Here is a 22,463-nt window from a genome sequence, read left to right on the forward strand (position 1 = left end):
AATCTACCGAATAGTATACGATTATCCACTCTATCTTATTTCATATGAATGTAAAGAAAAACGGTCCCACGAGAATGAGACCGTTTTTGTGCTATTCGCTTAAAATGTCAATGACACGTCCAACTTGACCATCTTCGAGCCGAACCTTAATCCCATGAGGGTGAGTGGGAGAGTTAGTTAAGATATCTTTTACAATTCCTTTTGTTTTCTTACCCGTACGCTGATCAGCTTTTAAGATAACATGAACGGGAAGACCAGGGGTGATATTAGAGCGCTTTCTGTGCATTAAACACCTGTTCTCCGAGCTTGATTGTTCGCTTTTTTTGTCTGCTGGTTTCGCAGCTGGTTTGCCACTTTTACAGGACCTTTATTAAAAGTTCCGCCTGATTGCTGTGCCTTCTTTTCTGCCAGTCTCTGTTTGGCTATCTCTTGAAAAGTTAATTTCTTTTTCTCCTCAGCCATCGTTGTCACCTCTATTTTTTCTTTTTAAAATCTGCCTCTTTTAAATAACCTTCTGCTTCAGCATACGTTTCAAATGCTGCTTCAAGTGCATCATCTTCATCAAAGATAAACCACATGCCGTCTTCGCCAACAAGACGAATCTCCTCGTGGCTGTGGCTGTACCAGTGTTCTTCTTTACGATCGTCATCATTTGTACGATCTTTCTTAGGCTGCTGCCATCCGTGTTTCTTTGACAGGTATTCCATCGATTCTTTGATTAAGGCAATCAATTCCTCCGCTTCGTAATCACGAATATTCACGTAGCCTTTTTCGTTTTTTACGCTTTGTGGAAGGTGTCCGCCATACACGAAGCCGTTACCGTTCGGGTGAAGGTGATACACAACAATCTTCTTGTCTTGTACACTTTCCTCGTAGTGAAAGTTCAAACGTCCTAAGGAAACCTCGTGCATGTCAAGCTCTGGGAAGTTTTCTTGAATTAAAGCAATTTTATCTTCAAATGAAAGCATTTTTATACTCTCCATTTCTTTTAATGTGATTGGTTGATTATATCACAACGAAAGAAAAAAACGAAAATGCTATAGGGAAGAAAGAACATCAGAATCTTATTGTTCTGATGTTCTTCGAGGTTATTTATAAAGCAGATGCTTCTTTCTTGATGGATCTCTCGAGTTCAAACCAGTAATCCGCTAGTGTTTCCATACCTTTATCAAAATTTTCTAAGTGGAAGTGCTCGTTGGGCGCATGGAAATTTTCTGTTGAAAGACCGAAGCCCATCAACACAACAGGGATGTTAAGGAGCTGGTCGAAAGTCGCAACGATAGGGATCGATCCGCCGCCACGCGTGAACGCTGTTGGCACACCATATACCTTTTCATAGGAACGTGCAGCCGCTTGTATGGCAGGATGATCAAATGGAGTTACATAAGGAGCTCCTTTATCAAAAAGAGTGACCTTTACATCGATTCCAGCTGGCTTATGCTTTTGGATATGTGCTTTTACTTTTTCAATGATTTCATCCGGTTCTTGATTAGGTACTAGACGGCAGCTGATCTTAGCGTGTGCTTTGGCAGGGATAACCGTCTTGATCCCTTCGCCTTGGAAGCCACCCCAAACACCGTTAAGTTCGAGTGTAGGACGAGCCCAAGTGCGTTCAGTGTGGGTATAGCCTTCTTCACCAGCGAGTTCTGTTACACCAAGCTGCTCTTTTAGTGCTTCTTCTGTTAGTGGAAGAGCTCGGAACGCTGCTCGCTCTTCGTCCGTTAATTCCTGTACATTATCATAGAAGCCATCTACTAAGATGCGTCCGTTCTCGTCACGGAAAGATTGAAGAAGTTCTGTAATGGCGTGAAGCGGGTTTTGGACAGCTCCTCCATAAAGACCAGAGTGAAGATCACTGTTTGGTCCTGTTACATCAAGCTGCATCGCACACATTCCGCGTAGTCCATAACAGATCGCCGGCTTTCCACGGTCCAGCATCCCGGTGTCTGAAATGACGATCACATCTGCGGCGAGGAGCTCTTTGTTTTCCTCAATAAACTTTGGAAGACTCGGACTGCCGATTTCTTCTTCTCCTTCAATACAGAACTTGAAGTTAAGAGGCAATGTTCCTTCTGTTTCCAGAATGGCCTGCAACACTTTTACGTGCATGAATGTTTGTCCTTTATCATCCGATGCGCCGCGTGCGTATAGTTTGTTGTCACGGATTGTTGCTTCGTACGGAGGAGACTCCCACAGCTCCACAGGATCCACAGGCTGAACATCGTAATGCCCATAAACAAGAACAGTCGGTTTACCCTCAGCTTTTAACCAGTCACCATAAACCACCGGGTGTCCGTCCGTTTCATAGATTTTTACGTTGTCCATACCGGCTTTTGTTAGTTCGTCAGCAATCCATTCTGCACCTTTTCGAACGTCTTCCTTGTGCTCAGGCAGGGCACTGACACTTGGAACAGCAAGCCAGTCGGTTAACTCTTTTAAATGAGTATCGCGGTTTTCTTTTAAATAATTCACAATTTTGTCTGTCATTTGAAGATCCTCCTTTTGTACGTTATGCTCTACTTCCTAGTTTAATGGAGTTCAGCTCAGAAATGAAATAATCTTTATCTTCTTTTTTTGTGATTGTTTCAGCAGCTTTAGAAGCAAGTGCAAAGTATTCTTCCATTTTCACTTCGTCATCTTTTACAAGATAAGCCCGAGCTACAGATTCATAGGCGAACGCAAGATCAAAATCACCAATCCCGTTTTGCACACATAGTTTTAAGGATTGTTCTCCGTGCATTAAGGCTGACTCTCCCAGATTGAGCAGTGAGTAAACTCTTGAGATCTGCCATTCTCCCCGTGCGAAGTTAAGTGGTCCACCTGCCAAACCCCAGTGGAAGCGGGAAGCATGTGCGGTGTGGATCATCTCTAGGTTTTCTTCATTTGTCCGGACTTCCTTTTCCATGAGGCCCCATGTTTTATTAAAATTTTCGAGGGCTTGCTTTCTGTGCCATTCTTCTCTCGTGAACTTGTCCATCCATTTCACACACCTTATGTATTTGTGGTTTACTAAAGGTAAAGCTATCGTTAAGAGTATTCTTTATGAATGAACGTATCCCTTTTTAAAAGTATAGATAGAAAGAAGTGCAGATCTTATGAATAAAAAGATTGGTTTTATCGGTTTTGGGAAAATGGCACAAGCGATGGCAGGTGGAATGATTAAGTCAGGATTAGTTAACCCTGAAAATATCATTGCGAGCATGCGTACGGAGAAAACACGGATTTTTGTGAAAGAGCAATTTGGTATTGAAACTTCTTCATCCAATCGTGAAATAGCAGAGACTGCAGACACGCTGTTCCTCGCCGTCGCTCCACATACATACTCTGAAGTGATCGAAGAAGTACGCGAAGCCGTAAAGCGTGATGTTATCATCATCACGATTGCCGCTGGGATTACCACGGAGAATGTTGAACAAGCCTTCAGGAAAAAAGTAAAGGTCGTTCGAACGATGCCTAACACGCCTTCATTAGTTGGAGCAGGTATGACAGCTGTTTCAATAAACAGTCAAGTGATGGACGAAGAGTTGAAGGATGTAGAAGCGTTGTTGGGTAGTTTTGGAAAAGTCGAAGTGATCTCGGAATCTCTTATGGATGCGATTCCCGCGATCAGCGGATCGTCACCTGCTTATGTGTACATGTTGATTGAGGCGTTGGCAGATGGCGGTGTCAGACAAGGCCTTTCACGTGGTCAATCTTACCGTTTAGCTGCTCAAGCTGTTTTAGGCGCAGCACAGATGGTTCTTGAAACAGGAAAACACCCTGGTGAGTTAAAAGACCAGGTAACATCTCCAGGAGGAGCTACGATCGCGGCGGTTTCTACATTAGAACAGGAACGGTTTCGCGGAGCAGTGTTAGCAGCGATGGACAGCTGTACAGAGAAAGTAAAAGAACTGGGGAAAAAGAAATGAGTTTTAAAGAATTAGGTATACAAGATGCTTTCACTGAAATTCTCTTGCAAAACGGAATTGGAGAGCCTACACCCATTCAGAAAGAAACGATTCCTGTTATTTTAGAGGGCCAAGATGTTGTTGGACAAGCTCAGACAGGTACCGGTAAGACTCTTGCTTTTGTTTTGCCGCTCCTGCAGAAAATAGATTCGGAACGAGATGAGATCCAAGGATTGATTGTAGCTCCAACAAGAGAGCTAGCTATTCAGATAACAGCTGAAGTTCGGAAACTGACAGATACTAACAGTGAAATCAACGTCCTCGCTGTATACGGAGGGCAAGATGTTATTGCGCAAATGCATAAACTTCAAGGAAAAGTTCATGTTGTCGTGGGTACACCAGGTAGACTGTTAGATCACATCCGCCGTGAAACGATAGATTTATCGGGGGTTTCAACGTTTGTTTTAGATGAGGCAGATCAGATGCTGCATATCGGATTTTTATCGGATATTGAAGACATTATGGCAAAAGTGCCTGCTTCCCGGCAAACACTCCTTTTTTCAGCAACGATGCCTGATGAAGTGAAGAAACTCGCAGAAACCTATACAAAAAATCCTCGTGATATTCAAGTGAAAACAAAGCAGATTACATTGAAAGAAATCCGCCAGCGTATCGTGGAAACAACAGATCGAGGGAAACAGAATGATTTGGTTCAAACCATTCGGTTGCTGCGTCCTTATTTAGCTATCATTTTCTGCCGGACAAAAAGAAGAGTAAGCAAGTTGAACGAGGCTCTTCAAACAAAAGGCTATAACTCTGATGAACTTCATGGAGACCTTTCACAAGCGAAAAGGGAAGACGTAATGAGGCGCTTTCGGGATGGAGAGATACAGTTTCTAGTTGCGACAGATGTGGCAGCACGCGGACTTGATGTAGAAGGGGTCACACACGTATTTAATTACGATATTGCTCTGGACACAGAAAGCTACATCCACCGGATCGGCAGAACGGGGCGAGCTGGCGGAAAAGGGTTGGCGGTCACGTTTGTTGCACAGAAAGATCGCAGGTTGCTGCAGATGATAGAACGGGAAACCAATCAAAAGTTAAATGTACTAAAGCTTGAATATATGTAAATTTTTATCTTTACATTCATAATTTTTTTTAAAACGGGTCATCCTTTAGTGTGACCTGTTTTTTTGTGGGTACATAATACCAACTATTATTACCAGGTAATAAAAATAGTTGATTCATAAAACAATCCTTGTTACCATAGTAAAGAACAAGAATTCAAAAGAGTCAGATTTAGAGGAGTTGAGCAAATGAAAGATTTACAATCGTTCGGCTGGTATGCAGCCAAGATCGCTCCCAAGCTTCCGAAAGAGGCATTTAAACCGGTACCATCACGGTTATGGGGCGGACTAGTCTATTTATTGATCGCAATCGCCGGTATTTTAGTTATCGGTTTATTAAATAATCTGCATCCTTGGTTAGGAATCGGAATTGCTGTAATCTTAGGAACTTGTTTTGCCGGAATGGGCTTTTTAGGACATGAAATTCTTCACGGCACTGTCATTCGCAAGCCTTGGCTGCGTGACTTTTTAGGAGCAGTAGCGTTTTGGCCGTTAAGCGTGGGTCCAAAATTATGGCGTAAATGGCATAATACAACACACCATGTTCATACGCAGCATGACGAAAAAGATCCAGATGCGTGGCCGACCTTAGAAAACTTGTCACACAAACCGTTATTACAAAAAGTGTACAAGCTTCCGATGTGGATTCGTTCTATTGTAAGCTTTGCCTTTTTATCCGTTTCTTTTACGATGCACGGTCTGTTCATGTTCAAGCGTTTTATCAAGGAATTCAAGCCAAGCAATCGCCCATCTGTATGGATTCAGCTTTTATTGCCTTGGGCGACATGGTTAGGATTACTGGTTTGGCTGGGACCTGTTAAATGGTTCTTTGCGGTTCTTTTGCCGTTATTAATTGCAAATGCGATCGTAATGAGCTATATTTCAACGAATCACCGTTTGAACCCAATCACAGAGGTAAACGACCCGTTGGCGAACAGCTTAACGGTTACCGTTCCAAAATGGGTGGACGTGCTTCACTTTAATTTCTCTTATCACACCGAACATCATTTGTTCCCTGGGATGAGTCCAAAATATTATCCGCTCGTTAAGAAGCACATTAAAGAGATGTGGCCTGAGCGTTATCATGAGATGCCGCACTGGAAAGCACTAGTCGCGTTATGGAAGACACCGCATGTGTACTTTAATCAGCATCAATTCGTTGATCCGGCTCCAGGCAACTTGTATCCTTCCCTTGGGCATGGAATGAATGAAACAGGGGCGGAGAAGCAAGAACGAAAATCATCGAATCAAACACCGAAAAGCATCCATTAATTTGGGTGTTTTTTTGTTGGTCGAAGGCGGGAGAGACAAGTGGACAGTATTATTGTAGAAGTGGATAGTAAATTACGAAAAGTGGACAGTAATATATGAAATGTCGACAGTAAAAGTTTAAAAGTGGACAGTAAACTCGTTATTCGTAATCCAATATGCTTTGCAGGGAGTATTTTCTATCCTTAAAAGTCCCTGTGTAAGGCAAATCCATGGAAACGAGCAGTTTTGAAGCAATAGAAGTGGAAGAAAGTTTAAGAAAATCACGTACTTGTTTGTTTGTAATAGATGAATTAAAAAGAAGACAGTAATCTTTTAAAGCATTTATGTGTGCATCTTTACTGGTAAAGTCACACTTTGGACATTTCCAAGTTCCATGCCCTTTTATCATTCCAAAAGCTAGACATTTAGAACATTGGATTCCTTTTATTATTCTCTCTTTATGAATTTGAAAACGTTCAAATATATCAATCTCACGCGGTGTGTGTTCTTTAATCAATCTCTTTGTTATTTTGTTCATATCCTTTGAAACTAGAGTGTTTTTATATTTTCTATTGAGTTGCTGGATCCTGTTTAAAAGTTGGGTACTATGAATGACTTTGTTTGGAATTCGTTTAGTTATATCGTTAGTTTTCAAAATGGATTGAGAATGTGTCATCACAATTAAAGTTTCAACAGGGACTGGGGGAAATTTATGTTTGATTAGCCAATTTTCAAGTTGGAGTTTTTGCCGTCCTACTTGTGAAATAGGGTCTTGAAACGATTCCTCTACGCCGTTTGTTGTTCGTAAAAGCTGCTGAAAAATATGATCAAAAAAAAGAGTTCCGGAAATGTTTTTTACTTCGATTATGAGACAATACGCGGGATTGATTAGAAGGGTGTCTATTTGAAAATATGTGGATTCATGGAGAATTCTTAAGTCTTGAAGAATATGGCAATCTTTCTTATGCGGCAGCAGGTCTAAAAAATAATTAAGTGACTCTTCACCACGAAACCCAGCAGCCATTTTAGCTAATTCTCTTTCAAGATTCTGTTTAATAGGATCATCATCTAACCGGTTAATAAGAGTTTCTAATCTATTCATATAAATAGGTATCTTTCTTACTTTTTTTATCATAGCATCACTCCTCAAGATATTTTTCTTTTTTGAGGGGAGTAACTCCTTTAAAATTGTTATAGGATTTCGCATAATCTTTCTAGAATATATTCATATCGTTTGTTTGAAGGAGAATCCCCTATGGAAAAAGAAATGCATTGTGAAAGCTGCTTATTACCCATTAAAGTGAGGGAAGACCTTGTTACCGTTTGGGCGTTTTTTAAAATCCGGCTGTATCATGAATCCTGCTATGCCAACTCGTTAAAAGGAGCAGCTGCCTTATTTGTTTCCAATACACCGATCAATAGATTTTCCGGAAATTTCACAGCAATTGTTGCTTTTATTGTGGCATGGATCCCTTTGTTCACGGACATTACTCCTGCCATAACGATTGTATGTTCATTGATCGTACTCCTGCGCTTATATTCATTTATTCGGTTTGAAAAACACTTGCCACAATAAAAAACGTGCTCTCCATAATCGGAAAGCACGTTTTACTATTTACGCTTTAACGCGATATACACGCGCTTCATACGGCTTTAAAGTGAATCTAGTCACTTCTTCATGAGCTGCTACTTCTTCGTTTGCCAATAAAAGTTCATTAGCGTTCAGCGTAAGTGTCGAGTCAAAATCAGCTGCATCCTTAGAAAGGTTTGTGATCACGACTACTTTTTCTTCTCCCAACGTACGCGTGTAAGCATAGATCTGCTTGTGGTCATCTAGGATCAAGTCATATGTTCCGTACGTAAAGATCTCGTTCTCTTTCCTCAACGAGATCATCTTTTTGTAGAAGTTCAGAACAGATTTTTCGTCCTGCTCCTGTTTCTCCACGTTAATCTCCGTAAAGTTTGGATTTACTTTCATCCAAGGTGTGCCGTTAGTGAAGCCAGAGTTCTTATCATTGCTCCATTGCATAGGTGTACGGCTGTTGTCACGGGAAGATGCCCAAATCAAGGACATGATGTCTTCGTGTGAAACGCCTTCTTCACGTTTGATGCGGTACATGTTTTTGATCGCTACATCATCATAGTCCTCGATGGAATCAAACTGGACGTTTGTCATACCGATCTCCTGACCTTGATAGATGAATGGCGTACCTTGCATAAGGAAGTACATCGCACCAAAACTTGTTGCACTTTGATACCAGAACTCCTTGTCGTTCCCCCAAGTGGAAACAACACGCGCTTTATCATGGTTTTCGATAAAGAGTGCGTTCCAGCCTTCTTTTTCAAGGCCTTTTTGCCAGCGTGATAACACTTTTTTCAGTTCAACGATATCTACTTCTGGGTTCGTTTCCGCATCCCAAAGACCAAGGTGTTCGAATTGGAAGATCATGTCCATCTTGCCGTTTACTTTTCCTACCCAAAGGTCAGCTTCATCAATCTTAACACCGTTCGCTTCGCCAACTGTCATGACATCATAGTTTGCATACGTACGGTCTTTGAACTCTTGAAGGAATGTATGAATGCCTTTTTGGTTCATATGCATGTCGAAAGAAGAAACGTACTTCTCGTTTTTCGGGTTCGGCATGTCAGGGAATCCTTTACGCTTTTTGATATGGCTGATCGCGTCGATACGAAAACCGTCGACCCCTTTATCCAGCCACCAGTTAACTGTGTCATACAGCGCTTCACGAACTTCAGGGTTTTCCCAGTTCACGTCAGGTTGTTTCGTTGAGAAAACATGCAGGTAATATTGGTCTGTTTTTTCATCATATTGCCAGGCAGATCCTGAGAAGATGCTTTCCCAGTTGTTCGGTTCCTTGCCATCTTTACCGTCTCTCCAAATGTACCAATCACGTTTTGGGTTGTCTTTAGAGGAACGAGACTCAATAAACCATTGATGTTCATCACTTGTATGATTCAGTACAAGGTCGATGATCAGCTTCATACCACGCTTATGAACTTCTTCCATAAGCAGATCGAAGTCTTCCATCGTTCCAAAATCGTCCATAATGTCCTGATAGTCAGAGATGTCATACCCATTATCATCGTTTGGAGACTTGTACATCGGGCAGATCCAGATCACATCGATGCCAAGATCTTTAATGTAATCCAGGCGCTGAATGATCCCTTTTAGATCACCGATTCCATCTCCATTTGAATCTTGGAAGCTGCGAGGGTAAATTTGATAGCCAACGGCTTCTTTCCACCAAACTTTTTCCATAATGTTACCTCCATATTTTCTCTTAAACTACAGGGCAGGGGATACCGTTAATCCGGATCCCCATAGTCTGTTAGTTTTCTAATTCTAAAGTTACTGTTACACCTGCATGATCAGAGACCACCGGTGTTTTTTTACCGTTAAAGCGTACAGATGAATGCTGAACGTTAACAGGTTTATTGGTTAAGATATAATCAATTCTGCGTCCTGCTTCGTTGTTGTCCCATCCTGCGATGGAGCCTGAGATCGTAAGGCCGTCATCTTTTTCGGAAGCAAGTTCATACGTGTCATAAAACCCTTTTGACTTCACGTAATCAAAGCCTTCATCTCGAACGTTAGCATCATTGTTTAAATCACCCATGATAAAGGATAGACCTTCTACAGGTATGCGCTCAATCAATTGATCAAACTGACCTTTAAACGGTTCTGCTTCATCATTCCACCAGCCAAAGTGGCCGGAGAAGAATTGAATGTCTTGTCCCTCATATGAGATAGAGGCTTTTACGATCTTTCGTGTTTTCCAGTTATGCATATCCTGCAGATCGGAAACAAAAAAGCTTTCGTGGGACGTAATCGGGTGACGGCTAATGATCGCCAGTCCTTCTTCGTACGTTACATAGCCGTAGTGAGCCATATCCCATACAAAGTCATAATCTTCAACGCCAAGTTTCCTCACTAGCTCTAAAAGAACGAGGGCATAATTATCTTTTTTGATGTTATCTCTGACGATAGGTGAGTCGATCGACTGCATGACCTCTTGCAGAGCAATTACATCATAACGCTCGCTCGCGATATCGCGAGCAAGCATCTCTAATTTTTCCATCTGGTTCTCTTCTTGCCAAGCATGAACGTTTAACGTTAACAACTTCATGAATTACATCCCCAAACGATCTTGAATATCGGATTTTAATACGTCCGCTTTTGGCCCGTAGATGGCTTGAACACCTTTATCTTTAATGATCAGACCAAGGGCGCCGTTCTCTTTCCATTCTTTTTCCGTTGCAACACCAGTAGTGTCTTTAACGGTTACACGAAGACGAGTCATACATGCGTCAACGTCTTCAATGTTGTCAGCTCCGCCTAAAAGGCTGATGACCGCTGAAGCTTGAGAGTTATCTGAGCCTATTGCTGCTTCATGTTTAGCAGGTGCAGCAGTGTCACTTTCCGTTGTCTCGATATAATTTCCTGCACGACCTGGAGTAGGCAGGTTGAATTTCTTGATTAATACATAGAAGATGGAGAAGTTTAATCCAAAGAACACGATACAAGTAAATGCAAAGTTGATTAAGTCGCGAGTTAACCCTGCTTTTACAAGCAATGGAGTACGTGTTAATAACTCGATAAAACCAAATGCGTGAACACGAACATGAATCAAGTCAGCTACTGCGAACGCAAGACCTGTAGTGATTGCATACACAACATAAAGTAATGGTGCAGCAAACATAAACATGAATTCAATTGGTTCTGTAACACCTGTTAAGAAAACCGCAAGTGCTGCAGATAAGAACATAGACTTATACTTTTTACGCTTGTCCTTATCAACGTTCATGTACATCGCAAGAGCGATCGCTACAAGTGAAGCTGTTGAAAGAACAACTTGTCCCATTTTAAAACGAGCAGGTACAACATCATTTAGAAGTGCTTGATACGCTTTTGTATCACCAGCAGCTAAGAAGTTGTTCAAGTCATTGATCCAAGCTAACCATAGTGGATCTTGTCCAGCTACAGAAGAACCTGCACCAGAACCAGTCATGATTTGGTACGTACCGCCAAGTTCTGTATAGTTGATCGGCACCGTTAACATGTGGTGAAGACCAAACGGCAATAATAGACGTTCTAGTGTACCGAACACGAATGGCGCGATAACTGGAGCAGTGTTACGAGATGTTGCGATCCATTTCCCAAAGTCATTTAAAAGTGTCTGAATAAAAGGCCATACAAGCGCAAGTAGAAGTGCTGTAATCACTGACCATAAGATAACGGCAAAAGGTACAAAACGTTTTCCGTTAAAGAATGCTAATGCATTTGGAAGCTTATTGTAGTTGTAGTACTTGTTGAAAAGCACCGCACCAAGGAAACCTGAAATGATGCCGACAAAAACACCCATGTTAAGAGCAGGTGCTCCCAGTACAGATGTGAAATAGTCGCCAACAACTAGTTCACTGCCAAAAAGGGACTTAGCCTTAGCACCCTCTTCAAGCATCATAGCGCTATTAACACCGAAGATAGCGCCTGTAATACGGTTGATCAGGATGAACGCAATAACAGCTGCAAATGCACCGCCAGCACGTTCTTTAGCCCAAGATCCCCCAATAGCTACGGAGAACAAGATGTGCAGATTAGTAATGATTGCCCACCCGATGTCTTCCATAACACGGGCAATCGTTTGCACTAAAGTCATGTCTCCGCCAAACATTGCTATAACTTTCCCTAATGATATCATCAGACCTGCAGCTGGCATAACCGCTACTACTACAAGAAGCGCTTTACCGAGCTTTTGCCAGAAATCAAATGAAATGAGTTTTCCACGTTTATTCAAATCCATTTCCTCCTTAAGTATATATCTTTTATTGAATTTTTGAAATCGCATTCAGTTGATTGCAAAAAAAATTGAATCGCTTACATATTTGTATATGCACATTGGTGCAATCGTTTGCATAAGTGATTGTAGAATAAAACGTTTTTATTTACAAGTCATATTTCTTAAAAATGAATAAAAGTTTCCCAATTTGCTCGATATTTAGTGAAAAAAAGCTGCCACAATTTGTTGCTGGCAACCTTCTTTTTGTAGTTTTTGCATTATTGTCTGATCTTAGTAATTTTTTATAGAACAGTTTATTTAAGGATGAGCAAATCGGTTCGTTAAGTCATATTTTTGGTGTTATCCAAATTATTAAATATTACCTAATAAGCTGAATGAAATAAACGCTTTATGAGATTAAAGGACTATGAATATTTTCTTATTTATATACAGAATGAAAATAATGACAGGCTTTTAAATAATCTTTATGGAATAAGAAGTATGGAGCACATTTGCCTTAAAAATAGTTTGTATAAATATTCAATTTTAAGTATGATTATTTTTGAATTGAGGAAAGGGGAGAAACAAATGATGAAGAAGAAATGGATAGCAGGTGCATTAAGTTTAAGCTTGCTGTCATCAATGCCTTATGCAGTAACAGCAGAAGCGCCACAAAAGCAATGGACTCATGTAAATGCTTATGAAGAGGCTGATGGCAGCCCGTTTAACTCTGAACATTATAATTTTGTAAAATACTCAAAGATAGGTGGAATGCTCCAAAAGATTGATAGAGAAAGTAAGCGAGTGACTTTAGAGGAAACAGGAAAGTCCGCTGACGGCTACCCCATGTATGTCGTAACGATTTCTAACCCTGAAGATAAAGGCAAATACGGCCATTATAAAAAGCTTCGCAAGCAAATGTTCAAAAACCCTCAAAAAGCTCAAGACTGGATTGCACAAAACCCTGATTTTAAGGTACCTGTTATGATCAACGGTTCTATACATGGCACGGAATACATAGGTTCTGATGCAGTTCTTCAGCTGATTGACCGTTTTGCAAATGATGATGATGCAGAAACTAGAGAAATCTTGAAAAACAACATCTTAATTTTTAATGTGGTAGCTAATCCCGATGGCCGTGTGGATGGAACCCGTTTTAACGGAAATGGCATTGATCTGAACCGCGACTTTATTACACAGTCTCAGGAGGAAACAAAGCAGACGGTAGACCTGATCACAGAATGGAATCCGATGGTTTTCTTAGACCTTCACGGCTATGTGAACAGTTCGGACGGTAAACCGGGCCTTATTGAGCCATGTACACCCCCTCATAATCCGAACTATGAGTACGACTTGTTCTCCAAATGGGCTCTAGATCAGGCGGAGGCTATGGAAGCTGAGATTGTAGGGAATAAAGCAAATTATGAAAGTGACCATTATAAGTCGATGACAGGAACATATATCCCACAGCGTGATGATAGTGCAGGATGGGATGATTACCCACCGATTTTTACACCGATGTATGCAATGTATCACGGGGCATACGGGTATACGCTCGAGGCACCAACAAACAGCTGGGATGGTGTCAGATGGGCAAATGATGCGGTAATGGGAGCTCTTAAATTTACTACTCAAAACAAACAAGGCATGCTAACGGACCAAATCGAGATTTTTAAACGCGGTATTAATTTTGATCACCCATACCATGAAGAAGGCTTTTTCCCCAATGCGTATGTGCTTCCTGTAAATGAAAAGGATCCTACGGTTACTGAAAAGGCAGTTAATCATCTTCTTGAAAATGATATATCAGTAGAAAAATCAGTGAAGTCCTTTTCGGCAAACGGCAAGACGTATCCTGCTGGAACGTACATCGTTGATATGAGCCAAGCAAAAGCAGGCCTTGCTAATACGATGTTATGGGACGGAGAAGATATTACGAATGACACGCCTGCGATGTATGACATCTCAGCTTGGAGCCTTCCAGAGCTTTGGGGCTTTGAAGCTATTGAAGTAAAAGAAGAATTACAAGCTAAAACAGCTCCTGTTAAAGAATCAGACTATGCTGGTTCTCTAAATGGTAAAGGGCCATATGTAATCTCTAATAGCTCTGTACAAGCTGTGAAACTCGTAAATGATCTAGTGAGAGCTGGTGAGAGTATATATAAAGGCAAAGACGGTAATTTCTACGTAAAAACATTAGCAGCAACGAACAAATCGCTCGTGCAACAGTCAGGAATTACCCTAGAGGAAGCTGTATTACCCGTTGAGAAAGAAAAGCTCACAACACTTCAAGTGGCTATCCTTAAAGACGGGGGAATGAATAAAGCGCAAAGCCACTCAGGGACAAAGCTTGCTCTAGAACGTTTAGGCTTCTCTGTAACAGAAGTAACACCAAAAGAAGTTGCGGAAAACGGTCTTAGACAATTCGATGCGTTCCTGTTCTCAGGAACTGATGCTTTGCTTCAATATGAAAGATTAAGTGTTGGCAATAAGCCTTTCGCTGTGGGAAGCAAAGAGGCATACGATCGTTTTAAAGTGAATGTACATGCGTTCATTGAGAACGGCGGAAAATACATTTCTGTAGGTGCTGGCGGTGCAAAAGCCACAAGCCAGCTAGGATTAACCTCTGTGAAGATAAACACAGGGAGTGCTAACAGCAATGGAATCGTAAAGGTGAACTATAGTGAAGATGAGGTTACGGCTGGTTACAAAGCTTCCGATATAGGCTTTGTGTATAGACCGGTTTGGTTTACTGAACTTGGTGATGCAAAAGCTGTAGCCACATTGGCAGCTGGCGACTTCTTCGTTGCAGGTCACTGGAAAGGCAATGAACAGGCTTCAGGACAGGCAGTTATCGTGGAAGATGCAGAAAAGGATGTAACCCTGATCGGGATTGAAGCTGGATTCCGTGATCACACCGATTATTTATTCCGATTATTATCCAATGCACTTTATCAATAGGAGGACCTTTCTGATTGACAATGTGATAAGCACTGGATTACTTTTATAGGGAAGTTGCCCTGTTAAAATGAAAAAGACCTGAAGAGCAAGCGAACGTTCGTTTCTTGTTCTTTGGTCTTTCTTTGTATCATTGGTAATGAAATGTTTTAAAGCACTCAGACAGGTGTAAATTATAAAAGTAAGAATCCGAAAGGTGAGTGAAAAGTGATGTTCAATAAATTATTTGGAAAAAAAGAAGTTAAAAAAGAAGAAACGATCGTAGCTCCATTAACAGGGAAGATTGTAGGGATCGAAGAGGTGCCAGACCCTACATTCGCTCAAAAGATGATGGGTGACGGTATTGCGATAGAACCAACTGATGGTGTTGTTGTATCACCTGTTGACGGTGAGATCGTTCAGTTTTTTCATACGAAACATGCGATCGGCATCCAATCTGAAGCAGGTGCAGAAATCCTCATTCACGTTGGGCTTGAAACAGTAAGCATGAACGGTGAAGGCTTTGAAGGTCATGTGAACGTCGGCGACAAAGTAAAAACGGGTGACAAACTTTTAAGCTTTGACTTAGATCTAATTAAAGAAAAAGCGGCTAGCACGGTTACGCCAATCGTTATTACAAATGGAGATGCTGTAGAATCTTTGGATAAACACGCCGCTTCAGAAGCAACAAAAGGTGAAACTTCTTTACTTCAAATAAAAATGAAATAAGTGATTAGAATCAGGCCGTTACTGCCTGATTTTTTTCCATATTTCAAATGGGAGAGGCTATTATGAAAACAGGTGTCATTTCATTAGGAGAAGCACTGATTGATTTTATTCCAACCGATGAAACGAATACTACCTATCAGAAGAGCCCTGGCGGTGCACCTGCCAATGTAGCGGTTGGTGTAGCCCGCTTAGGATCAAAATCTACTTTCTTAGGTAAGGTTGGAGATGATGTTTTAGGAAATTTTATGATTGATACATTGAAAAGTTATGGTGTGAACGCTTTTCATGTGTACAAAACAGAGGAAGTAAGAACTGGGGCTGTTTTCGTTACCCTTGATGCAGCCGGTGAACGCTCTTTCGACTTTTATATCAATCCTAGTGCAGACCGATTTTTAGAAGAGAAAGATATTCAGCCAAGTCTTTTTAAAGATCATAAGATTCTTCATTTTGGTTCTATTTCATTGATTGGCGAACCTTCTAAGAGTGCGACTGAAAAAGCTGTTAAACTTGCCAGAGATAACGGCATGTGGGTCTCCTATGATCCAAATCTAAGAATGTCTCTTTGGAAGACACCTGCACATGCACGGGAAACGATCATCTCTATGCTGCAGTACGCAGACATCGTAAAGATCTCAGAAGAGGAACTGGAATTTATTACAGGTCTTAAAAAGGTCGAGGAGGGCATTAAAGTTCTTCAGCAGTATGATATTCCACTTTTATTCATTACGCTCGGGGATGACGGCAGCTACGTTGTAACAAAAGAGGGTGGAGAGTATATTCCTGCAAAAAGTGTATCTGCTGTGGACACGACAGGCGCAGGTGATGCTTTTGTTTCTGGAATTCTCCATCGTTTGAATGAATACAGAGGTACTTTAGAAGACCTTACGCTAGATGAAGCAAGTGATATGGCGCTTTTTGGAAGTATTTCTGGTGCTCTTGCTGTTTCCGTAAAAGGTGCGATGACAGCACTGCCAACATTGGAACAAGTGGAGCAGGAGCTTGCACAAAACAAGCAATAGCCACATATAATAAGAAAATATTTTGACTAATGTTTTAAGTTTTTGGTAATATTATTTTATTATAAAAGATGATATGCAGCTGTGAAGGATTTATAGTAGCTAATTTATACTTCTTTAAGCGAGCCGGGGACGGTGTTAGCCCGGTAGGAGACATTAGTGAAACGGCAGTCCGGAGTTGCTTTTGAAAAGAGGATTCGTTTTTACATACGGATCAACTAGGGTGGAACCGCGGGAGATACAACTCTCGTCCCTGGGCATAGCGCCTTGGGACGGGAGTTTTTTATTTATAAAAACAACCGGTCCATAAGGCAAAATCCGAATGGGAGGAATAAAAAATGTCAAAAAACATGGAAACCATCACAAATCATGCGAAACATCGCGGTTTTGTTTTTCCGGGATCAGAGATCTATGGAGGCCTGGCGAATACGTGGGATTACGGTCCACTTGGTGTTGAGCTGAAGAATAACGTAAAAAAAGCATGGTGGAAAAAATTTGTTCAAGAATCACCTTACAACGTAGGACTTGATGCAGCGATCTTAATGAACCCGCGTACATGGGAAGCATCTGGACACATCGGTAACTTCAATGACCCGATGATGGACTGCAAGAACTGTAAAGCGCGTCATCGTGCAGACAAGCTGATCGAAGATGCGGCTGAACAGACAGGAAAAGAGATCATTGTTGATGGCCTTCCATTTGAAAAGATGGAAGAGCTCGTAAAAGAGTACAACATCGCTTGTCCTGAATGCGGTAGCCATGACTTCACAAGCATCCGCCAGTTCAACTTGATGTTTAAAACACATCAAGGTGTAACAGAATCCAGCTCAAACGAAATCTACATGCGCCCAGAAACAGCTCAAGGTATTTTCGTTAACTTTAAAAATGTTCAGCGTACGATGCGTAAAAAGCTGCCGTTCGGTATCGCGCAGATCGGTAAGAGCTTCCGTAACGAGATCACGCCAGGTAACTTTACGTTCCGTACACGTGAGTTCGAACAAATGGAGCTTGAGTTCTTCTGTAAGCCAGGTGATGAGATCGAATGGTTCAATTACTGGAAAGATACTGCTGAGAACTGGTTGAAATCTCTAGGTATGACTTCAGAAAACCTTCGTCTTCGCGACCATAACGAAGATGAACTTTCTCACTACTCAAACGCGACGACGGACTTTGAATATAAGTTCCCGTTCGGATGGGGCGAGCTTTGGGGTGTTGCTTCCCGTACAGACTTTGACTTGAAGCGCCACATGGAATATTCCGGTGAAGACTTCAACTACATTGACCAAGAAACGAACGAGCGTTATATTCCGTATTGCATTGAACCTTCACTAGGTGCTGACCGTGTAACCCTTGCGTTCTTGATCGATGCTTATGAAGATGAAGAGCTGGAAGATGGAACGAGCAGAACGGTTATGCACTTGCATCCGGCACTTGCTCCTTACAAAGCGGCTATTTTACCGTTGTCGAAAAAGCTTTCTGAAGAAGCGACTGAAGTATTCAGCTCACTCGCGAAAGACTTCATGGTAGATTATGATGAAACAGGATCGATAGGGAAACGTTACCGCCGTCAGGATGAGATCGGTACACCGTTCTGTATCACATATGACTTTGATTCAAAAGAAGATGGCATGGTTACGGTTCGTGACCGTGACACGATGGAACAGACGCGTGTGAAGATTGCAGATTTAAAGAGCTTTATCGAGTCAAAAGTACAATTTTAATAAAAGGCTGTTTTCACGATCTTTGTTGCCCTTGTGGGTGGTTGATTTCCGTTCCAGGATGCTCGCTTTCCGGGGGGCGTGCGGTGAGCCACCTTGGTGCTTTGCACCTGCTGTGTCTCACCTGTCCCGCTGGTCCCCCAGGAGTCTCGCACCTTGCACTTCAATCAACTAATCAACTTGTCAATGAGGGAAAAATGACGAGAATCAACGATCTTTTAGATAAAACCCTTATTTAAAAGAGCACACATTTTGCGACATGCGATGTGTGCTTCTGTTTTTTCTTCGGCGTTTATTTTACAATAGACAGTGAGAGATTAATTCATTAGCCTGCGGGCTTTTATTGGAGGTATACATATGAACGAAGGACGTATTCAAAAGGTAAAAGGTTGGTTAAAGCAAGAAGGGCATACTTTCGCGTTCATCCATACAACAGCGAACGTTTTCTACTTATCCGGACTTTACTCGGACCCGCATGAGCGTGTGCTTGGTGTTGTGGTATTAGCAGATGGTGAACCGTTCATGATCTGCCCAGGAATGGAGCGTTCACAAGCGAAAGGCGCAGGCTGGACTTACGAGATCGTTGGTTACAGTGATTCTGAAGATCCTTGGATAAAGGTTCAGGATGCTTTGGCGAGCCGCGGTGTGACGGCTGCTTCTTCTGTTGCAGTCGAAAAAGAAACACTTCCTTATGCACGTGGTGAAAAGCTTCTTGGCATGTTTACAGATGTGAAGTTAGTCGGGGCTGAAGAATTGTTGAACGAGCTTCGCCTCATTAAAGAAGAAAGCGAGCTTGAAACAATGCGTGAAGCGGCAAGACTTGCAGATTACGGGGTTGAAGTGGGTGTTGCGGCACTTCATGAGGGTGTAACCGAGATGGAAGTACTCGCTAAGATTGAGTATGAACTGAAGAAAAAAGGCATCAGCCAGATGTCGTTCTCTACGATGGTGTTGTTCGGCGAAAAAGCGGGACAGCCTCACGGGAAGCCTGGCTTAAGAAAACTTCAGCATGGCGACTTTGTTCTGTTTGACCTTGGTGTTGTGCTTGATGGCTATTGCTCGGACATCACGCGAACAGTAGCATTTGGTGACCTGGATGAGAAGCGCCGCGAGATCTATGATACAGTGCTTCAAGCCCAGTTAAAGGCACTAGAAGCATCTAAGCCTGGAACGCGCATCGGTGACCTGGATGTTGTCGCGCGTAAACACATTACTGAAGCTGGCTACGGAGATAACTTCCCGCACAGAATCGGACATGGACTAGGAATCGATGTTCATGAGTTTCCTTCTATGAGCGATAACAACGACGGCGTGCTGCGTGAAGGGATGACGTATACGATCGAGCCAGGCATCTATATCGATGATATCGGCGGAGTTCGTATTGAAGATGATGTATACGTAACAGCTGATGGGCACGAAACATTAACGAAATACCCGAAAGAATTGCAGATTATTAAGTAAAAAGTGGTGAAAGGGTGTCTCCAAGTGAATGGAGTCACCCTTTTTTAGAGCGGAAATCCAATTGGACAGATTAATGTGAATGACAATATAGCGAAACGTTTGAACGCCAGCATAAAAAAAGAGCAGTCACCCTCTGCTCTTCTTCATTGACCATTTATATAATACATACAACGCTGCAAAAATGAGTAAAACCACGATTAATGATAGAATCCGTTCTCCCATCATGCCGTCTGCTAACATCACTGGACCAAGACCGAAAAATGCAACTGACAGAAAAGCAATCCCAAAAACGATCCTCAGTACAATCTTCATTTTAATCACCCCTTACATCATTCTATGAAAGAGGCAGCACATAAAACATCATTAAAAAGTGCAAGACACTGCCGGCTAATACGAACAGATGCCAGACTGCGTGGTGGAACGGAAAACTGCGCCATACATAAAAGATACTGCCTAGCGTGTAGATGATTCCGCCTGCAACCAATAACTGAATGCCCGCTGGCGGCATAGTTGCCATAATATCCTGAAAAGCAAACGTGATCAGCCAGCCCATTGCTACATATCCAAGCGTGGATAACACTACAAATTTTTTGGTAAAAAAGACTTTAAACACAACACCGAAGATCGCAAGTCCCCACACCACTCCGAATAATGTCCACCCCAGCGCACCACCTACAACAACTAGAACGATCGGTGTATACGTTCCAGCGATAAACAGATAGATGGCAGCGTGGTCCATAATTTCGAATAAATCTTTAACCCGACCTTGAGGAAAAGCGTGTACGAGGGTTGAAGCTGTATAGAGCACCAGCATCGTTCCTCCGAATACGGCAAAGCTAACGATATGAACCGCTGTTCCTTTCCAAACTGCAAACACTAGCAGAATAGAAGTGACCGCAACACTTAAAAGAACACCAAGTCCATGTGTTATGGCGTTTGCTATTTCTTCACGTTTTGAAAAGACATGAGTACCCATTCCGTTCACCTTCCTTTACGTTACGGTAAGTATATCAGAAAAGGTATCCTTTACCCAAATAAAGAGTGGAAGATTTTATGATTTAGAAGGAATCGTTTTAACAGAATGGAAATATGTAAGATTAAAGACTTTATAGATTAGAGAGGGTCATGATTATGGAGGTAACACGTTTTTTATCCATTCCCGCCTTTTACGATGAAGTAGAGTCTTTCTTGTTAGAACAGGAAGACAGGGCGGGACTTATGCTTGGAAACAGTTTAAGATTTAAAGACAAAGTATGGGAAGAGGAACAGCCTTTTCTTGCAACAGTGAAAAAAGATGGGGAGATAATGCTTGCAGCTATGCTGATTCCGCCATATGCATTGCTGCTTCTCGAAAAAGATGAAGCAGATGGTGTTGGCGCGGTCCCGTATTTAGTCGATTATTTGGTTAAAGAAGATTACGCTATTCAGAAACTGAATTCACCAAAGGCGGTTGGAAGAGCATTCTCTGAGGAGTGGACGAAAGTACACCATTTAGAAGAAAAAGTAGTAATGGATCTCAGGCTTTACACTTTGCAGTCTGTCATTCAGCCTGCGGCACGTACCGGGAAATTACGAAAAGCAACCGACGCAGACTTAACTTTCTTACCCCAATGGGTACTTGAGATGACACAAGAGACGAACCAGCTTATGACCTTGGCTGAAGCAGAGGAGTATGCTCTGGAACGAACCAAGAACGAATTTCTCTTTATCTGGGAAGAAGATGGCCGGCCTGTTTCGATGGCCTCAAAAACACGGCCCAATATTAAAGGAGTCTCTGTCAATCTCGTTTATACACCAAGAGGTTTAAGAGGAAAAGGATACGCAAGTGCCTGTGTGGCTGCATTAAGCGAATATCTGCTGCAAGAAGGGTATGAGTTCTGCTCCTTGTTTACAGACCTAGCTAACCCCACCTCAAATAAAATCTATCAAAATATTGGTTACAATCCCGTATGTGATTATATTGAACTGAAATTTAACAAAAAAAGAACAGAGAAACCGGTATAATCACGGGTAAGCCTGTTCTTGTCCTTCTGGGTCAGGTAATCGGTTATGTATCTCTTAGCGCCTCCTAAAAGACCTTCAGGAAGCTGATCTGATGCAAAGTAACGAAAGTCGTACGATTCATTTTGATCGATTAAGAGTTCACCATGAATTGAACTAGCTGTATAAACCGCTGTAACAGCGTAAAGATCATCACCATTTGGAGTCTGCAGATAATGGTCTTTTCCCGAATAAACGTGAAGCTGCGTTAGACCGTCAATATCAAGTCCCGTTTCTTCTTTTACCTCACGGACAGCGTCTCTTCAAAGCTTTCACCTAGCTCCATCAAACAAGCCGGGCAGCCCCCAACCGCCATCTTTACGATGCTGTAGAAGTATTTCATTCTTATCATTAACCATAATAACGACTGAGCCTGGTAAAATGAGTGGTGCACTTCCTACATGTTTCCGAAGATCTTCATAATAAGCCATCAAATCCGCTCCTCTCTAACCAACATTTTACAGAATACATGTAAAAAATTCATCTAAAAGTGGAA

At 41.9% G+C, this 22,463-nt stretch carries 21 protein-coding genes and 1 pseudogene; 10 read left to right on the plus strand and 12 right to left on the minus strand.

All coding sequences use genetic code 11. The features are described from left to right. Nucleotides 1-91: 91 nt before the first annotated feature. The 5 genes from IEV52_RS00420 to IEV52_RS00440 form a co-directional block, all read right to left on the minus strand. A complete protein-coding gene (locus IEV52_RS00420; protein WP_188400574.1) occupies nucleotides 92-286 on the minus strand; it encodes a YwbE family protein in 195 nt (64 codons plus the stop codon). After that, nucleotides 286-471, minus strand: a complete 186-nt coding sequence (locus IEV52_RS00425; protein WP_188402310.1) for a hypothetical protein — start codon at nucleotides 469-471, stop codon at nucleotides 286-288. The genes IEV52_RS00420 and IEV52_RS00425 overlap by 1 nt, the downstream gene beginning before the upstream one ends. Nucleotides 472-473: 2 nt before the next feature. Further along, complete coding sequence (locus IEV52_RS00430; protein WP_188400575.1) at nucleotides 474-968, minus strand: hypothetical protein; 495 nt, start codon at nucleotides 966-968, stop codon at nucleotides 474-476. Between the two features lie 124 nt (nucleotides 969-1,092). Further along, the gene (locus tag IEV52_RS00435; RefSeq protein WP_188400576.1) at nucleotides 1,093-2,487 is read right to left on the minus strand and encodes a dipeptidase; all 1,395 of its coding nucleotides are present in this window, start codon (nucleotides 2,485-2,487) and stop codon (nucleotides 1,093-1,095) included. Nucleotides 2,488-2,509: 22 nt separating this feature from the next. After that, on the minus strand, nucleotides 2,510-2,977 hold the full coding sequence (locus IEV52_RS00440; protein WP_188400577.1) for a hypothetical protein: 468 nt from the start codon (nucleotides 2,975-2,977) through the stop codon (nucleotides 2,510-2,512). A 118-nt stretch (nucleotides 2,978-3,095) separates the two neighbouring features. Here IEV52_RS00440 and proC point away from each other — a divergent pair, with 118 nt between their 5' ends. The 3 genes and pseudogenes from proC to desB all read left to right on the plus strand — a co-directional run bounded on the left by proC (nucleotide 3,096) and on the right by desB (nucleotide 6,289). Then, nucleotides 3,096-3,908, plus strand: a complete 813-nt coding sequence (gene proC / locus IEV52_RS00445; protein ID WP_188400578.1) for a pyrroline-5-carboxylate reductase — start codon at nucleotides 3,096-3,098, stop codon at nucleotides 3,906-3,908. Then, a pseudogene (locus tag IEV52_RS00450) lies at nucleotides 3,905-4,975 on the plus strand (DEAD/DEAH box helicase); the annotation flags it as partial. The gene proC and the pseudogene IEV52_RS00450, both read left to right, overlap by 4 nt. 231 nt (nucleotides 4,976-5,206) lie before the next feature. Continuing rightward, nucleotides 5,207-6,289, plus strand: a complete 1,083-nt coding sequence (gene desB / locus IEV52_RS00455; protein ID WP_188400580.1) for a Delta(10) desaturase DesB — start codon at nucleotides 5,207-5,209, stop codon at nucleotides 6,287-6,289. Between the two features lie 139 nt (nucleotides 6,290-6,428). Here desB and IEV52_RS00460 read toward each other — a convergent pair whose 3' ends face one another. Further along, the gene (locus IEV52_RS00460) at nucleotides 6,429-7,403 is read right to left on the minus strand and encodes a nuclease-related domain-containing protein (RefSeq protein ID WP_188400581.1); all 975 of its coding nucleotides are present in this window, start codon (nucleotides 7,401-7,403) and stop codon (nucleotides 6,429-6,431) included. Between the two features lie 120 nt (nucleotides 7,404-7,523). On the opposite strand from IEV52_RS00460, the gene IEV52_RS00465 reads away from it, so the two are divergent. Next, nucleotides 7,524-7,844, plus strand: coding sequence for a hypothetical protein (locus IEV52_RS00465; protein ID WP_188400582.1), 321 nt, complete (start codon nucleotides 7,524-7,526; stop codon nucleotides 7,842-7,844). 39 nt (nucleotides 7,845-7,883) lie between these two features. On the opposite strand, the gene IEV52_RS00470 is transcribed toward IEV52_RS00465, so the two are convergent. The 3 genes from IEV52_RS00470 to IEV52_RS00480 all read right to left on the minus strand — a co-directional run bounded on the left by IEV52_RS00470 (nucleotide 7,884) and on the right by IEV52_RS00480 (nucleotide 12,090). Next, nucleotides 7,884-9,548 carry a glycoside hydrolase family 13 protein gene (locus IEV52_RS00470; RefSeq protein ID WP_188400583.1) on the minus strand — a complete coding sequence of 555 codons (1,665 nt, stop codon included), beginning with the start codon at nucleotides 9,546-9,548 and terminating at the stop codon, nucleotides 7,884-7,886. A gap of 70 nt (nucleotides 9,549-9,618) precedes the next feature. Further along, nucleotides 9,619-10,416, minus strand: a complete 798-nt coding sequence (locus tag IEV52_RS00475; RefSeq protein WP_188400584.1) for an endonuclease/exonuclease/phosphatase family protein — start codon at nucleotides 10,414-10,416, stop codon at nucleotides 9,619-9,621. Nucleotides 10,417-10,419: 3 nt separating this feature from the next. Next, entirely contained in the window at nucleotides 10,420-12,090 is a 1,671-nt protein-coding gene (locus IEV52_RS00480) for a PTS transporter subunit IIBC (RefSeq protein WP_229754138.1), read from the minus strand. Nucleotides 12,091-12,657: 567 nt separating this feature from the next. Between IEV52_RS00480 and IEV52_RS00485 the strand changes: the two genes are divergently transcribed. From IEV52_RS00485 to IEV52_RS00505, 5 genes are all read left to right on the plus strand, one after another. Then, nucleotides 12,658-15,027 (plus strand): M14 family zinc carboxypeptidase, encoded by a 2,370-nt coding sequence (locus IEV52_RS00485; RefSeq protein ID WP_229754139.1) that lies wholly within the window; start codon nucleotides 12,658-12,660, stop codon nucleotides 15,025-15,027. A 207-nt stretch (nucleotides 15,028-15,234) separates the two neighbouring features. Then, on the plus strand, nucleotides 15,235-15,732 hold the full coding sequence (locus IEV52_RS00490; protein ID WP_188400587.1) for a PTS sugar transporter subunit IIA: 498 nt from the start codon (nucleotides 15,235-15,237) through the stop codon (nucleotides 15,730-15,732). A 62-nt stretch (nucleotides 15,733-15,794) separates the two neighbouring features. Continuing rightward, nucleotides 15,795-16,751, plus strand: coding sequence for an aminoimidazole riboside kinase (locus IEV52_RS00495; RefSeq protein WP_188400588.1), 957 nt, complete (start codon nucleotides 15,795-15,797; stop codon nucleotides 16,749-16,751). Nucleotides 16,752-17,086: 335 nt separating this feature from the next. Then, nucleotides 17,087-18,469 (plus strand): glycine--tRNA ligase, encoded by a 1,383-nt coding sequence (locus IEV52_RS00500; protein ID WP_188400589.1) that lies wholly within the window; start codon nucleotides 17,087-17,089, stop codon nucleotides 18,467-18,469. Between the two features lie 354 nt (nucleotides 18,470-18,823). Then, nucleotides 18,824-19,927, plus strand: a complete 1,104-nt coding sequence (locus tag IEV52_RS00505; RefSeq protein WP_188400590.1) for a M24 family metallopeptidase — start codon at nucleotides 18,824-18,826, stop codon at nucleotides 19,925-19,927. A gap of 126 nt (nucleotides 19,928-20,053) precedes the next feature. Here the strand turns inward: IEV52_RS00505 and IEV52_RS00510 are convergent, their stop codons facing one another. Further along, nucleotides 20,054-20,239 (minus strand): DUF6954 family protein, encoded by a 186-nt coding sequence (locus tag IEV52_RS00510; protein WP_188400591.1) that lies wholly within the window; start codon nucleotides 20,237-20,239, stop codon nucleotides 20,054-20,056. 22 nt (nucleotides 20,240-20,261) lie between these two features. After that, complete coding sequence (gene trhA / locus IEV52_RS00515; protein WP_188400592.1) at nucleotides 20,262-20,903, minus strand: PAQR family membrane homeostasis protein TrhA; 642 nt, start codon at nucleotides 20,901-20,903, stop codon at nucleotides 20,262-20,264. A 155-nt stretch (nucleotides 20,904-21,058) separates the two neighbouring features. Here trhA and IEV52_RS00520 point away from each other — a divergent pair, with 155 nt between their 5' ends. After that, the gene (locus IEV52_RS00520) at nucleotides 21,059-21,931 is read left to right on the plus strand and encodes a GNAT family N-acetyltransferase (protein ID WP_188400593.1); all 873 of its coding nucleotides are present in this window, start codon (nucleotides 21,059-21,061) and stop codon (nucleotides 21,929-21,931) included. 308 nt (nucleotides 21,932-22,239) lie between these two features. Here the strand turns inward: IEV52_RS00520 and IEV52_RS22240 are convergent, their stop codons facing one another. After that, entirely contained in the window at nucleotides 22,240-22,398 is a 159-nt protein-coding gene (locus IEV52_RS22240) for an NUDIX hydrolase (protein WP_229754141.1), read from the minus strand. Between the last annotated feature and the right edge of the window lie 65 nt (nucleotides 22,399-22,463).

It is taken from the genome of Fictibacillus barbaricus (assembly GCF_014635025.1).
GTDB classification, from domain to species: Bacteria; Bacillota; Bacilli; order Bacillales; family Fictibacillaceae; genus Fictibacillus; species Fictibacillus barbaricus.

What these genes read in the sequence shown, in the direction of transcription:
- IEV52_RS00420 (WP_188400574.1), bottom strand. Translation starts at nt 286, where the DNA reads ATGCACAGAAAGCGCTCTAATATCACCCCTGGTCTTCCCGTTCATGTT.
- IEV52_RS00430 (WP_188400575.1), bottom strand. Translation starts at nt 968, where the DNA reads ATGCTTTCATTTGAAGATAAAATTGCTTTAATTCAAGAAAACTTCCCA.
- IEV52_RS00435 (WP_188400576.1), bottom strand. Translation starts at nt 2,487, where the DNA reads ATGACAGACAAAATTGTGAATTATTTAAAAGAAAACCGCGATACTCAT.
- IEV52_RS00440 (WP_188400577.1), bottom strand. Translation starts at nt 2,977, where the DNA reads ATGGACAAGTTCACGAGAGAAGAATGGCACAGAAAGCAAGCCCTCGAA.
- proC (WP_188400578.1), top strand. Translation starts at nt 3,096, where the DNA reads ATGAATAAAAAGATTGGTTTTATCGGTTTTGGGAAAATGGCACAAGCG.
- desB (WP_188400580.1), top strand. Translation starts at nt 5,207, where the DNA reads ATGAAAGATTTACAATCGTTCGGCTGGTATGCAGCCAAGATCGCTCCC.
- IEV52_RS00460 (WP_188400581.1), bottom strand. Translation starts at nt 7,403, where the DNA reads ATGATAAAAAAAGTAAGAAAGATACCTATTTATATGAATAGATTAGAA.
- IEV52_RS00465 (WP_188400582.1), top strand. Translation starts at nt 7,524, where the DNA reads ATGGAAAAAGAAATGCATTGTGAAAGCTGCTTATTACCCATTAAAGTG.
- IEV52_RS00470 (WP_188400583.1), bottom strand. Translation starts at nt 9,548, where the DNA reads ATGGAAAAAGTTTGGTGGAAAGAAGCCGTTGGCTATCAAATTTACCCT.
- IEV52_RS00475 (WP_188400584.1), bottom strand. Translation starts at nt 10,416, where the DNA reads ATGAAGTTGTTAACGTTAAACGTTCATGCTTGGCAAGAAGAGAACCAG.
- IEV52_RS00480 (WP_229754138.1), bottom strand. Translation starts at nt 12,090, where the DNA reads ATGGATTTGAATAAACGTGGAAAACTCATTTCATTTGATTTCTGGCAA.
- IEV52_RS00485 (WP_229754139.1), top strand. Translation starts at nt 12,658, where the DNA reads ATGAAGAAGAAATGGATAGCAGGTGCATTAAGTTTAAGCTTGCTGTCA.
- IEV52_RS00490 (WP_188400587.1), top strand. Translation starts at nt 15,235, where the DNA reads ATGTTCAATAAATTATTTGGAAAAAAAGAAGTTAAAAAAGAAGAAACG.
- IEV52_RS00495 (WP_188400588.1), top strand. Translation starts at nt 15,795, where the DNA reads ATGAAAACAGGTGTCATTTCATTAGGAGAAGCACTGATTGATTTTATT.
- IEV52_RS00500 (WP_188400589.1), top strand. Translation starts at nt 17,087, where the DNA reads ATGTCAAAAAACATGGAAACCATCACAAATCATGCGAAACATCGCGGT.
- IEV52_RS00505 (WP_188400590.1), top strand. Translation starts at nt 18,824, where the DNA reads ATGAACGAAGGACGTATTCAAAAGGTAAAAGGTTGGTTAAAGCAAGAA.
- IEV52_RS00510 (WP_188400591.1), bottom strand. Translation starts at nt 20,239, where the DNA reads ATGAAGATTGTACTGAGGATCGTTTTTGGGATTGCTTTTCTGTCAGTT.
- trhA (WP_188400592.1), bottom strand. Translation starts at nt 20,903, where the DNA reads ATGGGTACTCATGTCTTTTCAAAACGTGAAGAAATAGCAAACGCCATA.
- IEV52_RS00520 (WP_188400593.1), top strand. Translation starts at nt 21,059, where the DNA reads ATGGAGGTAACACGTTTTTTATCCATTCCCGCCTTTTACGATGAAGTA.
- IEV52_RS22240 (WP_229754141.1), bottom strand. Translation starts at nt 22,398, where the DNA reads ATGGCTTATTATGAAGATCTTCGGAAACATGTAGGAAGTGCACCACTC.